At 60.5% G+C, this 16,165-nt stretch carries 14 protein-coding genes; 7 read left to right on the forward strand and 7 right to left on the reverse strand.

The window, feature by feature from the left end; all coding sequences use genetic code 11:
- Positions 1-251: 251 nt before the first annotated feature.
- Both AC1DF8_RS01845 and AC1DF8_RS01850 read left to right on the forward strand, forming a co-directional pair.
- Complete coding sequence (locus tag AC1DF8_RS01845; RefSeq protein ID WP_477994833.1) at positions 252-1,244, forward strand: glycine betaine ABC transporter substrate-binding protein; 993 nt, start codon at positions 252-254, stop codon at positions 1,242-1,244.
- A gap of 33 nt (positions 1,245-1,277) precedes the next feature.
- A complete protein-coding gene (locus tag AC1DF8_RS01850) occupies positions 1,278-1,628 on the forward strand; it encodes a hypothetical protein (RefSeq protein WP_477994834.1) in 351 nt (116 codons plus the stop codon).
- Positions 1,629-1,634: 6 nt separating this feature from the next.
- On the opposite strand, the gene AC1DF8_RS01855 is transcribed toward AC1DF8_RS01850, so the two are convergent.
- The 4 genes from AC1DF8_RS01855 to AC1DF8_RS01870 form a co-directional block, all read right to left on the reverse strand.
- Positions 1,635-1,790 (reverse strand): entericidin domain-containing protein, encoded by a 156-nt coding sequence (locus AC1DF8_RS01855; protein ID WP_007813980.1) that lies wholly within the window; start codon positions 1,788-1,790, stop codon positions 1,635-1,637.
- 145 nt (positions 1,791-1,935) lie between these two features.
- A complete protein-coding gene (locus AC1DF8_RS01860; RefSeq protein WP_477994835.1) occupies positions 1,936-2,628 on the reverse strand; it encodes a molybdate ABC transporter substrate-binding protein in 693 nt (230 codons plus the stop codon).
- 103 nt (positions 2,629-2,731) lie between these two features.
- Complete coding sequence (locus tag AC1DF8_RS01865) at positions 2,732-3,673, reverse strand: LysR family transcriptional regulator (protein ID WP_409564306.1); 942 nt, start codon at positions 3,671-3,673, stop codon at positions 2,732-2,734.
- 64 nt (positions 3,674-3,737) lie between these two features.
- Positions 3,738-5,150, reverse strand: a complete 1,413-nt coding sequence (locus tag AC1DF8_RS01870) for a peptidoglycan L,D-endopeptidase MepK (protein WP_477994836.1) — start codon at positions 5,148-5,150, stop codon at positions 3,738-3,740.
- Positions 5,151-5,439: 289 nt separating this feature from the next.
- Between AC1DF8_RS01870 and AC1DF8_RS01875 the strand changes: the two genes are divergently transcribed.
- The 5 genes from AC1DF8_RS01875 to AC1DF8_RS01895 all read left to right on the forward strand — a co-directional run bounded on the left by AC1DF8_RS01875 (position 5,440) and on the right by AC1DF8_RS01895 (position 10,780).
- A complete protein-coding gene (locus AC1DF8_RS01875; protein WP_018114509.1) occupies positions 5,440-6,744 on the forward strand; it encodes a hemolysin family protein in 1,305 nt (434 codons plus the stop codon).
- 122 nt (positions 6,745-6,866) lie between these two features.
- Positions 6,867-8,771, forward strand: a complete 1,905-nt coding sequence (locus AC1DF8_RS01880) for a potassium transporter Kup (protein ID WP_112546810.1) — start codon at positions 6,867-6,869, stop codon at positions 8,769-8,771.
- 198 nt (positions 8,772-8,969) lie between these two features.
- Positions 8,970-9,137, forward strand: coding sequence for a hypothetical protein (locus tag AC1DF8_RS01885; RefSeq protein WP_183885829.1), 168 nt, complete (start codon positions 8,970-8,972; stop codon positions 9,135-9,137).
- A gap of 116 nt (positions 9,138-9,253) precedes the next feature.
- The gene (locus tag AC1DF8_RS01890; protein ID WP_477994837.1) at positions 9,254-9,457 is read left to right on the forward strand and encodes a hypothetical protein; all 204 of its coding nucleotides are present in this window, start codon (positions 9,254-9,256) and stop codon (positions 9,455-9,457) included.
- A gap of 300 nt (positions 9,458-9,757) precedes the next feature.
- On the forward strand, positions 9,758-10,780 hold the full coding sequence (locus AC1DF8_RS01895) for a GlxA family transcriptional regulator (protein ID WP_112546808.1): 1,023 nt from the start codon (positions 9,758-9,760) through the stop codon (positions 10,778-10,780).
- Positions 10,781-10,905: 125 nt separating this feature from the next.
- Here the strand turns inward: AC1DF8_RS01895 and AC1DF8_RS01900 are convergent, their stop codons facing one another.
- From AC1DF8_RS01900 to AC1DF8_RS01910, 3 genes are all read right to left on the reverse strand, one after another.
- Complete coding sequence (locus AC1DF8_RS01900) at positions 10,906-12,237, reverse strand: diguanylate cyclase (protein ID WP_029616363.1); 1,332 nt, start codon at positions 12,235-12,237, stop codon at positions 10,906-10,908.
- A 204-nt stretch (positions 12,238-12,441) separates the two neighbouring features.
- Positions 12,442-13,272, reverse strand: coding sequence for a response regulator (locus AC1DF8_RS01905; protein ID WP_029616362.1), 831 nt, complete (start codon positions 13,270-13,272; stop codon positions 12,442-12,444).
- Between the two features lie 168 nt (positions 13,273-13,440).
- Positions 13,441-15,954 carry a GcvT family protein gene (locus tag AC1DF8_RS01910; RefSeq protein WP_112969326.1) on the reverse strand — a complete coding sequence of 838 codons (2,514 nt, stop codon included), beginning with the start codon at positions 15,952-15,954 and terminating at the stop codon, positions 13,441-13,443.
- Between the last annotated feature and the right edge of the window lie 211 nt (positions 15,955-16,165).

Below are 16,165 nucleotides of genomic sequence, written 5' to 3' on the forward strand. Positions count from 1 at the left end.
TTTAGTAAGATTGCAATGCGCAAAAGAGAGTTGATTTCCTGCCGCAAATCCGTAGGTTTGCTCATAATGAGCCATCGATAGAAATGGCCAGCGACGAGCCGCCGGAAAGCGAGACGAACGGCGCCGCAGACGGGAAAGCCTGGCGAAATCCTATTCCGGCCGGGCATTGGCACCCTGAAGCGGCGGAGAGATTTGTCGGCTAATGACCCGGCGCATGCGCGTTCGATCACATAAAGATCCGGGGAACTTTCATGAAGACATTTTTCACGTCATTCATTCTTGCCGTCTGTTTTTACACGGGAATTGCGCAAGCCGCCGGCTGCGGCAAGGTCTCGATCGCCGAGATGAGATGGGGCTCTGCTGCAATCGCTGCGAGCTTTGACAAGTTCATCCTGGAAAAGGGCTACGGCTGCTCCGTCACCATTGTCGATGGTGACACGCTGCCGACCTTCGCTTCCATGGATGGCAGCGGCACGCCCGATATCGCCTCGGAATTCTGGGTGAAAGCGGTCAAACCGCAGCTCGATACCGCCATCAGCGCCGGTCGCCTGGTCAAGGGCGCCGAAATTCTGGCGGATGGGGCCGTCGAAGGCTGGTACATTCCGAAATTCATCGCCGATGCAAATCCGGACATCCTGTCCGTGCAGGATGCGCTGAAGCATCCGGAACTCTTTCCCGATATCTACCATCCCTCGCTTGCTGCGATCTATAATTGCCCCGAAGCCTGGGCCTGCGAAATCTCGACCAGCAATCTCTTCAAGGCGCTCGGTGCCGATAAGCTCGGCTTTGCGCTGATCGACAGCCCGACCCCGGCCGATTTCGACAATTCGATCGCCCGTGCCTTCAAAAACAAGGTCGGCTGGCTCGGCTATTACTGGTCGCCGACATCGGTTCTCGGCAAATACGACATGAAACAGCTGGGTTTCGGCGTGCCTCACGATCAGGCTGAATGGGACGCCTGTACCTCAGTGCCCCACTGCGCCAATCCCAGGCTGAACGCCTACCCCGTGTCCCAGGCTTTCACGCTGATTACCAGCGCTTTTGCCGATCGCGCCGGCCCCGTCATGAACTATCTGAAGACCCGCAGCTGGGACAACGAAACCATCAGCCAGGTACTGGCCTGGCAGGATGAGAACGGCGAAGACAACGAGAACGCCGCCCTCTATTTCCTTGAGAATTATGAGGAACTGTGGAGCCGCTGGGTTCCGGCCGATGTAGCCGAGAAGGTTAAGGCCAGTCTATAAACCTTCCTCACAACAAGGATTGGACGATTCGTTATGACTGGCACGGTGCCCTTCCCCGATCGCGATACAGTCGCGGAAAAACTTGCGGCGCTCTCGGAAACCGACAAATCCTACCTGTCGCTGCTGATGGAAAATCCGCAGCAGGACGACAACCTGCTCGAGGGCCTGCATCGGCATCTCGATGTCGCCTCATCCTCGCGTCTTCTAAACTCGCTGAAGCTCGAAGCCCTCGGCAAGTGGATCGGCGAAGCTGCACCCGACCGGCTGCAGATCAGGCTCATGGAAGCGGCGCGCTCGAGCCAGCACCCGGCCTATGCCGCATTCCGGACCGGGCTGACCCGATCCGATGGTCTCGAAAAAGCCTATCCGACTTCAAAAATCTGAAAATAACTATCTCTTAGCTGCGCGATCGACACTGCGGCCGGCATCCTGCGTGGCATTGACGGCATTGGCCGTATCCCTGCCCACGCCACGGATCGTGTTGGCGCAGGAAGAGAGCGCGAGAAGGATCATCAAGGCGGATGCGATTTTACCCGTGGTCGTCATTTGCGAAATCCCTTTGTGAATTCAACCCCGGACGGCCGATGCCGTCCGGGCGGGATAACGCATTCGTGAGCGAAAAGTTCACCGGCTAAGAGCCTTTCTCCAGACAAGGCCGACATCCTCGATATCGCCGCTCCTCAAGCGCATCTCAGCTGCGCTCGATGCCCCTTGCCGACAGGGTCTCGTCAATGTCTGCCGATACCAGGAACGCCGATAGCTGGCTCGCAGCCTCCGCATCTGTTGAATCGGCGCTGACGCCAATGGCAAAATCGATGTAACTTTGCAGTTCTGCCGGAAACCTGCCGACCAGCATGGCCTCGGGCGCGACAGCAAGGATGGACGTCACGGGAACGACACCCAGATCGGCCTCTCCACGGCCGACGGCCGCCGCCGTCTGCCCTCCCGATACCGGCACCAGCTTCGGCTTCACCTCATCGGCTATTCCCAGGCGCTCCAGCAAACCCGAGAAGTAGCCGCCGCTGGTTCCGTCACTGGCATAGGCGATTGATCGCGCACCCTTCAGGGTCTGTTTGAAAGCTTCGACGGAGCCGATATCGAGGGCCCGGCTGCCTTCCCTCGCCGCCACGCCCATTGCTATCCGGCCGAACGTGACCTGGCTTCCCGTCCTGACCTTTCCAAGGGAAACGAGTTCCTCGATCAGGTTCGGATTGGTAATGACGAGATCGAAAGGCTCACCGGCTTCGATCTGCGTCCTGACGGCGGGATTGAGCTCCCACCTGGCCGCGACCCTGTATCCCGTGATCGTCTCGAAGCGGGGGATGACGGCAAGCACGGCCGGCCGCACTGCGACAGCGCCAAAAAGCCGGATTTGCTGATCCATGGCCTGACCTCCCCCTTCAACAGGCTACTAATCCTGCATTCGCCGGCGCTCATCATTTCCTACCCAGGGTCGCAGTGCGTCCGTTCCCCGCTCTCCCGGATAATCAGGCTGCCGCCGCCTTGGACTTTTCGGCGAAGGATGCGCGGATACTGTCGGCCACCGTCTCGATCGGCCCTGTCGTCTGTGATGCGGTCAGGAGCTGGATGTCGAAAGAGCCGAGTTCAGGCAAGCCTTCCTGGATACCGAGGATCGCCATGTCCTCGCTGACATAGGAGAGCGGCAGCGGCGCGATGGCGAGATCGGAAACCACTGCGGCGCGCTGCGCCATCGTGTGGGCGCTGAGATAGGCGACGCGATAGGGCCGCTTGTTGCGCTCGAGCTGGGTGATCGCCTCCTGCCGCCAGATGCAGCCGTCTTCCCAGATCGAGATCGGCAGCGGATCGCGCCGATGCGCCGAACCGCATTTGGCGCCGGCCCAGACGAGGCGCTCGCGGTAGACAACCTCGCCATTGGTCGGGAACGGCCGCGTCGCGCAGTTGATGAGCGCGAGATCGAGGCGCTGCTCCTCCATCCGCTTTTTCAGGCAGATGCTCATGTCGATCGTCACGTCGACCATGATACCAGGATAGATCTGTGCAAAGCTCTTCAGGATCTGCGGTAGCAGGCGCTCGCCGATATCCTCGGGCGCGCCGAGCCGTACCACGCCGCTAAGCTCGGGCATGATGAAGCGCGATACCGCCTCGTTGGAGAGCGCCAGGATATTGCGCGCGTAGGACAGCAGCATTTCACCATGCTGCGTCAGCGTCACCGAGCGCGCATCGCGGCGAAACAGCGTGACGCCGAGTTGCTCTTCGAGCTTCTTGATCTGCATGGAAACAGCCGATGGCGTGCGAAACACGGTTTCGGCCGCTGTCGAAAAATTACCGGTCTCTGCGATGGCGACGAACGTGCGCAACACGTCATTATCGAGCAGAGGAATGGGACGGCGAAATGGGATAGTCATCGTCACATCTTTCAATTTTTCTGAATGACCAAGGTGTATCATTCTATTTGATTGAAAGTCAATCTGCCCCCTATTTTGAGGGCGATCGCGATGAGCCGATCAGAGTTCAGCCCTCGGTGCCGAAACGGCTGGTCTTGAAGCTGGCCCCAGCAGCACCCGAAGCAACCGTCCTGCCCTCGCCCCTCGGATAGGTGTTGCCGATCAAGGAAGGCGCAGTGAGTTCAACCGACGTTTCCGGAGACCGCACCGCCCAGGCAATTAGCGCCCGTGCGGACATTTCTCCGACGCCGCCCGAGACATGCTCAGACGCGGAGACCGGCAATACCGCGATCTGCTCCGCCGTCGGTGCGGGATGGGTCAGCCGGTCGGCGACGACAGACGTGTTGGCGGGCTTGCGGCCAACGACGAAACGCGTGAAGTCGGCCGTAGCCGGCTGGACGGATGCAAACACCGGCGCAAGCGTGGCCACAGGCGGCGCAGGCACGGGCACCGGCGTCTCGCTCTCGACGGCCTCGACCTCGACCGGGCGCAGCATCGGCAGCGGAACGGTGAGCGAGGCGAGATCGGCAAATCCGCGGTCGGCAACCGCCCGGTCCTCGGGTTTGGCAAGCTGCGGCGCAAGTCCGATATCGGCCCGCTTTTGCGGCGTCGGCAGCATGGCGGTGACAAGGCTTCCGGTCACGACGGGATCGGGTGCCCTGGCAGGTGCTGTCGCGCGCGCCGTCAGCAGGGTCGGTGCCGCCTTCGGCGTTACCGGCGCATCGTCATCCTCATCCTCGCCCGCCACGATCTCGATCGGCGCAGAGCGGATGCCCTTCTTGCGCTCGGCAAGGGCTACCTGATAGCCCGGCAGCGGACGACCGTCCGCCGGCAGGTGGATCGTTCGCCCGTCCGGGAAGAGCCGCGCCAGCTCCTGGCGCGACATGCGCGGCCATGCGCGCACATTGCCAACATCGAGATGCACGAAGGGCGAACCCGAGGTCGGGTAATAGCCGACGCCGCCGACCTGCATCTGCATGGCGAGCCCGCGCAGCGTCGCAAGCTTGACGCCGGGAATATAGAAATCCATCGCCTTGCCGAGCATGTGCTGGCTGYGCTTGGCGACGCCGGTATTGCGCGAACGGTTGCGCAGCATGTTGTTGGTCGCCGGCGAGCGGTAGGCGGAGACGACGTGGATCGTCTCCTTTGCCCCGCTCTTGCGATAGACTTCCCAGACGAGATCGAGCAGCCGCGGGTCCATTTTGGCCGGCTCGTTGCGCCGCCAGTCACGCAGGAAGCGGTTGATCTGGTTGAGGCCGCGCTGGTCGTACTTGCCGTTGCGCTTGAAGACGATAGTCGCCCGCTCGCCCGTATGCGTGAAGTAGAGTTTCAGCGCCCTGTCCTCGGCCGCTGCCTCGCCCGCTCCGGCTATGACGGCAAAGACAAAGGCCGCCACGACCGCCAACCGATGGGCGACGACAGACAGAAACCACGCACAGGCGGTCGTCGGAATGGCGGCGATGGCTTGATGAAGGGACACAGGCTTCGTCCTTGGTGCGAGACACGAAAACATCACAGGCACCGCACACGCGGGCGGCGTTAAGCCTTCATTATGGTCAACAGATCCTTAAAAGGGGGTTTATGAGCCGCCGATTATACGACGCTCGGTTTCAGGCAGATGCCATCCTACGTTTCCGAGGCGGCGCCGGTAGCGAGAAGTCCGCCATAATTATCTTGCCAAGTGCCCATGATCTTCGCTCGGAACTCTCGCAAAGCGATGCGAGATCGCATAGTTTCGACGGATCGTTATCATCAAAACAGGCCAAAGTTTGTATACCGAAATAGCCATCGTCATTCTTCTCACCATTCTCAATGGCGTCCTTGCAATGTCGGAGCTCGCAATCGTCTCCGCCCGCCCGGCACGCCTCAAGGTCCTGGCGGACCAGGGAAGCAGAGGAGCACGACTGGCTCTGCGCCTGGCTGAAAACCCCGGGCGTTTCCTATCGACGGTCCAGATCGGCATCACCCTCGTCGGCGTGCTGTCGGGCGCCTTCTCGGGTGCGACACTCGGCGCACGATTCTCCACCTGGCTCCTGGCGCAGGGCCTTCCCGATGCCTGGGCGGACGGGCTCGGCGTCGGTACCGTCGTCGTGGCGATCACCTATCTTTCCCTCATCATCGGTGAGCTGGTGCCCAAGCAGATGGCCCTTCGTGCGCCGGAAGCCGTGGCGGCCAGAGTCGCGCCGACGATGACCTACCTGTCGAAGGCGGCTCTCCCGCTTGTCTGGCTGCTCGACGGTTCGGGCAAGCTCGTTCTCGCCCTGCTCGGCCAATCCGGAAAGAACGCCGATGGCGTCACCGACGAGGAGATCAAGACCGTTCTCGCCGAAGCACAGAGCGCCGGCGTGATCGAGATCGGCGAATCCGCCATGATCACCGGCGTCATGCGCCTCGCCGACCGGCAGGCCCGCGCGCTGATGACGCCGCGTCGCGACGTCGAGCTGATCGATATCGAAGATTCCGCCGAGGAGATCCGCAAGACCATCCAGTCGACGTCGCGCACGCGACTGCCGGCCCGCAAGGGCAGTTCCGACGAGGTTATCGGCGTTCTCGCCGTCAAGGATTATTACGACGCGCTCGCGGCCAGCAGGTCGGTCGACATCATGACGCTGGTGCGGGATGTTCCGATCATCTCGGACCTCGCTCCCGCCTCCTCGGTGATCGAGGCGATCAGGAGGTCGTCGCAGCATATGGTTCTGGTTTTTGACGAATATGGCCACTTCGAGGGTGTGATCACCTCGGGCGACATCCTGGAATCGATCATGGGCGTCTTCGGCGATGCGGCCTCCGGCGAAGAGCCGGCAATCAAGCGGCGCGACGACGGCTCCTACCTCGTGTCCGGATGGACGCCGATCGACGAGTTCTCGGAATTCATGAACTTCCCGCTTGACGAAGACGTCGAATATCAGACCGTTGCCGGTCTCGTTCTGGAAGAACTGAAGCATCTTCCCGAACTCGGGGAGACCTTCGTCAAGAACGACTGGAAATTCGAGGTCATCGACCTCGATGGAAGGCGCGTCGACAAGGTTCTCGTCAGCGCGCTGGCAAAGGATGAGGCACGGGCGGAGATATGACCCGCGCGTCGCCAGTCCGGACGCAATCTGCATGATGCATTCGCGCGCAGCTTGGCGCGCGTTCGACATGCCTTTCTCATCGTGCCGCCCCATATCTATTCCTGTAAATCAAGGGAAGCTCAATGTCCGCCACGACGACGCACGAAGCAGACCGGCCTCAGCACGGCCAGCAGAAGTTTGCCGCGCTTCTGCTTGGAGCTGTCGGGGTGGTCTATGGCGATATCGGCACGAGCCCGCTCTACGCTTTCCGTGAAGCGCTCCGGCCCTTCGCGCATGACGGCGTGACCCCGAACGAGGTCATCGGGCTGATCTCGCTGATGATCTGGACGCTGACGATCATCGTCACCTTCAAATACGTGCTGTTTCTCCTGCGGGCCGATAACGAGGGCGAAGGCGGAACCCTTTCGCTGCTCGCGCTGCTGATGAAGAAGACCAGCCGGCATGCGACGATCTTCTTCTTCGCCGGCATCATCGGCGCAGCACTCTTCATCGGCGACGCCATGATTACGCCTGCCCTGTCGGTCCTCTCGGCACTCGAGGGATTGAAGCTCGTGACTCCGGTCTTCACGCCCTACATCCTGCCGGTCGCCATCGCGATCATGCTGCTGCTTTTCCTGGTGCAATCGGTCGGCACCGCCTCCGTCTCGAAACTCTTCGGCCCGATAACGCTGCTCTGGTTCGTCGTGATGGGGCTCGGCGGCCTCATCCATCTCGCTGACGATCCCGCGATCTTCGCAGCGCTCAATCCGCTCTATGCCTTCGACTTCATCACCCACGCGGGTCTCGTCGGCCTCATTGTCCTCGGCGCCGTCTTCCTGACAGTGACGGGAGCCGAAGCGCTCTATGCCGACCTCGGCCATTTCGGCAGGAAACCGATCCAGGCTGCCTGGTTCGCCGTGGTCTTCCCATCGCTTGCGCTGAACTATCTCGGCCAGGGCGGGCTCGTCCTGGCCAATCCTCAAGCCGTCTCCGATCCGTTCTTCCTGATGTTTCCGGAATGGGCGCTGCTTCCCGTGGTCATTCTTGCGACCGCTGCCACGATCATCGCCAGCCAGGCGGTGATCACCGGCGCCTTTTCGCTGGCACGCCAGGCAATCCATCTCGGCTTCCTGCCCAGGCTTGAGATCTGCTTTACCTCGGCTTCCAATACGGGCCAGATCTATGTGCCGGCCGTCAATATCGCGCTCCTGCTCGGTGTCCTTGCCCTGATCTTCGCCTTCGGCTCCTCCGAGGCGCTAGCCACGGCCTACGGAATTTCCGTCACGGGCGCGATGGTGGTCACGACGATCCTCTCCTTCCAGTTTCTCCGTGTCGTCTGGGGGTGGACGGTGCTCGCTGCCGCTGCCGTTCTGCTGCCGCTCTTCCTGCTCGAAAGCGTCTTCCTGGGCGCCAACCTCCTGAAGATCCACGACGGCGGCTATGTTCCGGTGCTGATCGCCGGTGCGCTGATGATCATGATGTGGACCTGGAAGAAGGGCACCATGCTGGTTCGCGAGAAGGCGGCAAGGAACGAGATCCCCTTGGTGCCGTTCATCGCCTCGATCGAACGCAAGTCGGACCACTCTCCCGTCCAGGTGCCGGGAACCGCGATCTTCCTGACAAGCCTCACCGACATGGCTCCGGGCGTGCTGCTGCACAATCTCAAGCACAATCGCGTCCTGCACGCCCGCAATGCGATCCTCAACATCAAGACCGCTCCCCGCCCCTATGTGCCGGAGGCGGAGCGGGTAACGATCGAGAGGCTCTCGGACCGGTTCATCAAGATCCAGCTCCTCTTCGGCTTCATGGAAGACCAGGACGTTTCCAGGGCCTTGCCGCTCTGCCGCAAGGCCGGCTTCGATTTCGAGATCATGTCGACTTCGTTCTATGTCGGCAGGCGAAAGCTCGTCGGTGATCCGAACACCGGCCTGCCGGCCTGGCAGGACCGGCTCTTCATCGCCATGGCCGGCTTTGCGATCGACCCCTCGGACTATTTCCAGCTCCCCAGCAACCGCGTGGTGGAGCTTGGCGAGCAGATGGTCATCTGACGGCCGCCGCATAGCTCATCCCTTCCGTCGACATGTCGACCGAGAAGGCGTCGGCCGGGGCTGAAGCCAGCCTGTCGCGCGCGGTTATTGTCTTTCAATTTCGCTGAACCTTAAGGCCAGTTCATTTCATTTGTTTGAACTAGCCCGAGTACCTATATTTTAGTTGTGACGATGAGGCTGAAGAAAAGGAGGCCGATCATGTCGCAACTGGCAGGCTTCAACATTCTCCAGGCTTTCTTCGCGTTTCGGGCCCGCATGTTTCGGGTGGCGGCACGCGAACGGATTAGGCAGGAATTGAAGCATTATCCGCCGCATCTCGCGGCCGATGTCTGCGCCCTGCCCGCCCTGGACGAGCAGCAGCGATAGTTCAAAATCGCTTATGGTACTTATAAAATCTATTCGTTTGAATGATGAGTACCGCAAGCGCATATTTCATCTCAAGGATACGGCGATCCCGTGTCTCGCAAGGAAAGGAAACGGCAATGTCCTCGATCACTTACAGAGATGGCGGCAAGAGCCTGTCATCCTACCGCACACATTCTTCGTTCGGTTCCTATGCTGAAAAGCTCGTGCGCGCATGGCGCCGCTGGCAGACGGAACGTCAGATCGAATCCATGCCCCTAGACATCCGCAAGGATATCGGCTGGCCGAGCGCCGATGAGATTGGCAAGAACCGAGCTCACTAACGACAGGGCTCGTGAATGCAAGATCATGCAATGAATGCGACAACCTCCCAAGCTAGAGGCGGTGCCTGTCCCAAGCAGCACCGCCTTTTTCATGTCCGTCGCCCGCCTCTCCCCGGTGAATTTCATAGCACCACCCCGCCGCAGCGACACTTTTTGCTTCGCTCGCGCCGCAAATCTTCTGCCATGTCGCAGATTTGCTCTTCCTAGCCGCATTTTTCCATGCCAGTGTCGCTTTTAGAACATCGGAGCGACGCATTCCACGCGACCAATATGCAGTCGCCCTCGAGCATGGATTTTCCAATGAACAAGATGCAGCTCAAGAAACGTTCCGTAGTCTTCTTCATGGTCCCTCAATTCACCATGCTGCCCTTTTCGGCGGCGGTGGATACACTGCGCATCGCAAACCGCATGCTCGGCTATCAGGCCTATACGTGGCGCCTGACTTCGGTCGACGGCGAAAAGGTCTATTCCTCCTGCGGCATCGGCGTGGAGGCCAATTCCTCGCTCGCCGAAGAGCGCCGCCATCTCGGCGGGGAAAACCGGCCGGGCATGGTGCTCGTCTGTTCCGGCATCGATGTCGAGACCTTCAACAATAAATCCGTCAATGCCTGGCTGCGCGAATCCTACAATCGCGGCGTTGCCGTCGGTTCGCTCTGTACGGGCGCGCATGTGCTTGCCCAGGCGGGTCTCCTGAATGGCAAGCGCTGCGCGATCCACTGGGAAAACCTTCCGGGCTTCTCCGAGGCGTTTCCGCAGGCCGAGGTCTATGCCGACCTCTACGAGGTCGACAACAATCTCTATACCTGTGCCGGCGGCACGGCCTCGCTCGACATGATGCTGAACCTCGTCGGCGAGGATTTCGGCGAAAGCCTCGTCAACCGCATCTGCGAACAGCATCTGACCGATCGCGTGCGCAACCCGCATGATCGTCAGCGCCTGCCGCTGCGCGCCCGCCTCGGTGTCCAGAATGCCAAGGTGCTGTCGATCATCGAACTGATGGAAGGCAATCTCGCCGAGCCCCTGTCTCTGCTCGAAATCGCCGAGGGCGCCGGCCTGTCGCGCCGCCAGATCGAGCGCCTCTTCCGCCAGGAAATGGGCCGGTCCCCTGCCCGCTACTATCTGGAAATACGTCTCGACCGCGCCCGCCACCTGCTGGTGCAGTCCTCCATGCCGGTCGTCGAAGTCGCCGTCGCCTGCGGCTTCGTCTCCGCCTCGCACTTTTCCAAGTGTTATCGCGAACTCTATCAGCGTTCCCCGCAACAGGAGCGCGCCGACCGCAAGATGACCATGGCAACGGCCCGCCAGCAGGCAGTCGCGGCTTGAGGCAGTGACGGCAGCATGACGGAACATGAAAGGCGGCTCGGTGGCCGCCTTTTTTTGATTTGCGGCAGCACTGCCACCGTCATGGTCGCGCCTGTCCCAAGGAGGACGGCAAGCGAATTGCGCCCTTACTGCGCCGCCTCTTCCGTCATCTTGGCATCGGAATAGACAAGGTTACGCCCCTTGTGCTTGGCCATGTAAAGAAACTGGTCTGCCGCGTTCAGATAGTTTTCGAAGGTCTCGTAGCCGGCGATTTCGGCCACGCCGATCGAGACCGTCACCGACAGTTCCTCATCGTCCGCCGTGACCTTGAGACGGGAGATATCCGAGCGGATCTCGTCGCAGAGCTTGGTGGCCGCAAGCGAATCCATTTGCGGGAAGAGGATCGCGAATTCCTCGCCGCCGAGACGCGAGAGAAGATTGTCGCTGCCTTCGAAGATCGTCTGTAGCCTGTCTGCGACGGCCTTCAGCACCTTGTCGCCGATCTCGTGGCCATAGGTGTCGTTGAGACGTTTGAAATGGTCGATATCGAGAATGGCGACCGCGCTCGACATTTTCAGGCGCAGGCATTCGTTCACCAGCTTCGGGCCATTGTCGTAGAAATAGCGCCGGTTATAGAGGCCGGTCAGGTAGTCGCAGGCGGCCGCCGCGCGCAGCTGCTTCATCTGCGTCAGCGTCTCGACATTGTTGGCGATACGGCACTGCAGCTCTTCGACGACGAAGGGCCGGTAGACGAAATCGCTGGCGCCCGCCTTCAGGAAACTTGCCGACAGCATGCGGTCGTTCGACGAGGAAACGCCGATGACGCGCATCTTGTCCGAGCCGAACCGGTGGCGGATGCGCCGCGTCAGCTCATAGCCGCTCATATCGGGCATATGATGGTCTGTCACGACGAGTTCGATGTCGCCGAAGGCTTCCAGTGCCGCGAGCGCCTCGAGGCCGGAACTGGCCTCCACCACCATATATTGCTGCGCCCTCAGCAGATCGACCAGCACCTGGCGCGCCGAGGGCACGTCATCGACGACGAGCACGCGCGTCTTGCGGTTCATGATCGCCCGGCGCACCGTCGCGACCAGATTGTCGAGCGCGAACTCGTTATCCTTCAGCACATAGTCGATGACGTTGCGCTCCAGGATACGGGCACGCGTATTGAGATCGAAAGTCGCCGTGAAAACGATGGCAGGAATATTATGCTCGATCATGCAGTCGAGCGCCTCGCCATAAGGCGCGTCAGGCAGGTTCAGGTCAACCACGGCCATGCCGTAGTCATGGCCTTCCTGGGAGAGCTCCTCGCGTAGCGCCTTCAGCGACGAACAGCATTTGACATTGAGATTGAGCTCCGTCTGGAAGCGATGGCGGAGCACGGCCGAAAACATCCGGGAATCTTCAACCAGTAGTACGCGAACTCCTCCGAACCGAGGACCCGAACCATCTCGCTGAAACTCCCCCTGGAATGCCACAGCTGCCTATCCCCCGACGCGCCCGGAGGGCTCGACTCGCCCTCTCTCATAACGCGCTGGACGATAACCGAGAGCCCCTCCTCCGTGAAGGGGACAAATGGCGGTCGCAATACCTGTGATTGCAAGAATATGCGCCGCCTTTGAGCCACCCCGATGAAGACCGATCATCGGGCCGCTTCCCTGTCGCTGATCTTCGCGGCCGGGTCAGGCAACAGCGCGTTCCCTGCGCATCGACTGGATCTGCAGAAGCGTATCCAGGTTCTGGTTGACGCGGCAGTAGAATTCCTCGTCGATGAACGGTCGCAGCATGAAATCATTGCCGCCGGCCTTCAGGAACCGCGCCGAAAGCAGCCGGTTCGATGAGGAGGAAACGCCGATGATGCGCAGCTCGTGCGAGCCGATCGTGGCGCGGATGCGGCGCGTCAGCTCGAAGCCGTCAATATCGGGCATATTGTAGTCAGTGACCATCAGGCCGATATCGCGGTTGGCCTTGAGGATCTCGAGCGCCTTGGCGCCGCTCTCGGCGGTGCTGACGCGGAAATTATAGCGCTTCAGGCGGCTGGAGAGCAGCGCGCGGGCCGTGGCGCTGTCATCGACGATCAGCACGTGATGGCGGTGATTGGTCAGGAACCGGCAGATCGACTCCGCCAGGAGATCGACGGCAAAGATATTGTCCTTGAGGATATAGTCGACGATATCCTTGGCGAGCAGCTTGTCGCGCATGCCTTCCTGGAAGGTACCGGTAAAGACGATCGTCGGGATCGACAGGTCGACCAGATATTCCAGCGCCTCGCCGTTTTCGGCGCCCGGCAGGTTGATGTTGGAAATCGCCAGCGTGATCGGGTCTGAAGACTTGTCATAGGAAAGCTGCAGCTCTTCGAAGCTGCGGCAGATCTCGACGTCGATGTCGAAGAGCTCCTTCAGGCGCTTTCCGATCATCGAGGTGAAGACGTTGGAATCTTCAGCGAGGATAATACGCGCGCCGGCAAACATTTCTCCGGAATATTGCATTCCCGAAATACCTAGAAACGCCATGGCAAACCTTTAAAGTGGAAATTGTGTCCCCGAACGAAACGGTTACATGAATTCATTTGAATAATTATTAATCGGCTTGCCATGGCCAGCGATGAAAAAGGCGGCCGATGGTGCGGCCGCCTTTTTCTTCTTCATATGCTTAAGAAACTAGAACAGGTCACAGGGCGGTCAGGCGCGAAGTGCCGCGTTCTCCGTATCGAACGGGCTCTCGCCGACGACGGTGGCGTTGTAGGTGGTGCCGAGGATCTTGATCTTCAGCTTCGTGCCTTCCTTGGCATAATCGGGCCGCAGCATGGCAAGCGCGAGCGAGCGGTTGATGCGGAAGCCGAACGTACCGTTGGTGGCGCGCCCGACGAGCTCGCCCGCCTCGTTGTAGATCGCCTCCGAGCCGCGCGCATCGACGTCGTTGCCGGTCTCGACGACCAGCGTCGCGAAATTCCACTTCAGGCCCTTCTCCTTGTAGGAGAGCAGGCCCTCGCGGCCGAGGAATTCCTTCTCCGGCTTGATGAAGCGGTCGAGGCCGGATTCATAGGCATTGTACTCGATCGACATTTCGCGCGGGATCAGTCGATAGGATTTTTCGACCGACATGGAAAGCATGGCGCGGATGCCGAAGGGCTTGATGCCGAATTCGGCGCCGGCTTCCATCAGCTTGTCGAAGATGTAGTTCTGCATCTCGATCGGATGATGCAGCTCCCAGCCGAGTTCGCCGACGAAGTTGACGCGCAGCGCATGGGCGCTCGCCGCACCGACCGAGATCTCCTTGCCCGAAAGCCACGGGAAATCCTTGTTGTCTAGGCTCGTGCGCGTCAGCTTCTTCAGCACATCGCGCGACTTCGGCCCGGCGAGAACGAGCACGCCCCAGCCCTGGGTGATCGGCGTGAACTTGACGCTTCCGTCTGCCGGCAGGAGTTTGCGCATATAGTCGTGGTCATGCGCCTCATAGGCGCCCGCCGAGACGAGATAGAAAGTGCCGGGCGCGCTTTCATAAACGGTGAATTCTGCGCGCACGCCGCCTTCCTTGGTCAGCATGTGGCAGAGCGCGATACGGCCGCGCTTCTTCGGGATCGCATTGGCGAAGATCGATTCCAGCCACGCGCGCGCGCCGGGACCGGTGACCAGCGCCTTGGCGAAAGCCGACATGTCGAGCACGCCGACATTCTTGTTGACGTTCATGACTTCGTTGCCGACATGCTCGAAATAGTTCGAGCGGCGGAAGGACCACTTTTCCAGGATACGGCCGTCTTCGGTCGGATCCGAGTGATTGTGGTTGGTCAGAACGTCGGCGCCAACGCCGATCTGGTCCTTCGGCAGGTCATAGCCCTCGGGCGCAAACCAGTTGGCGCGCTCCCAGCCATAGACGGAACCGAACACGGCGCCGAGCGCCTTCAGGCGATCGTAGACCGGCGTCGTCTTCAGCGGACGGGCGGCGGCGCGCTCTTCATCCGGATAGTGCATGGTGAAGACGTTGGCATAGGCCTCCTCGTTCTTGGCGATGAGGTAGCCTTCCTTCGCATAGGGGCCGAAACGGCGCGGATCGACACCCATCATGTCGACGGTCGGCTCGCCATCGACGATCCATTCGGCAAGCTGCCAGCCGGCGCCGCCGGCCGCGGTGATGCCGAAGGAATGGCCTTCGTTCAGCCAGAAGTTCTTGAGGCCCGGCGCCGGGCCGACGATCGGATTGCCGTCAGGCGTATAGGCGATGGCGCCGTTATAGACCTTCTTGATGCCGACTTCGCCGAAGGCCGGCACGCGGGCGATCGCGGTTTCGATATGCGGCATCAGGCGCTCGAGTTCTTCCTGGAAGAGCTCATATTCGCTGTCATCGGAGGGACCGTTGACATAACAGACCGGTGCGCCCTGCTCGTAAGGGCCGAGCAGCAGCCCGCCATTTTCCTCGCGCATGTACCAGGCGCTGTCGGCCTCACGCAGCACGCCCATTTCTGGCAGGCCCTTTGCCTTGCGGGCCAGAATATCGGGATGCGGCTCGGTGACGATATACTGGTGCTCGACCGGGATGACGGGAATGTTGATGCCGACCATATCGCCGGTCTTGCGGGCGAAGTTGCCGGTGCAGGAGATGATGTGTTCGGCGGTGATCTCACCCTTGTCGGTCGTCACCTTCCAGAGGCCGTCAGCCTGCTGCTCGATGGCGGTGACCGTCGTGTTGCGGTAGATCGTGGCGCCACGGTCGCGCGCGCCCTTGGCAAGCGCCTGTGTCAGGTCCGCCGGCTGGATATAGCCGTCATCGGGATGCTGGATGGCGCCGAGCAACCCATCGGTCTCACAGAGCGGCCAGATTTCCTTCACCTGCTCAGGTGTGAGGATATTGACCTTCACGCCGATCGTCTCGGCAATGCCGGCATAGTACATGAATTCGTCCCAGCGATCCCTGGTGCGAGCGAGACGGATATTGGAAACCTTGCTGAAGCCGACATTCATGCCGGTTTCCTCTTGCAGTTCCTGATAGAAGCGGACGGAATATTTGTGGATCTGGCCGACCGAGTAGCTCATGTTGAAGAGCGGCAGCAGGCCGGCTGCATGCCAGGTCGAGCCTGATGTCAGCTCCTTGCGCTCGATGAGCACGCTGTCGCCCCATCCCTTCTTCGCAAGGTGATAGAGCGTCGAAACGCCGACGACGCCGCCGCCGATGACCACTGCCCGCGCATGTGACTTCATGGAGAAAATACCCTCTTCTACCTGATATCCGGCAGCCCATACCGGATGAACTCCCAATATCCGGCTGCTCGAGCCGGACGAACCATCTTCGCGAACTATGCAGCGAGGCCTGCGTCATGAGAGGCCTGTTTACGACATGGGAAAAGCTTGCCGCGACGATGCGCAAATAGACAAGCGTCAAAAGCCACGAGGCTCAAAAATTCATAAAAAT

The organism is Rhizobium sp. 05N49 (assembly GCF_056396805.1).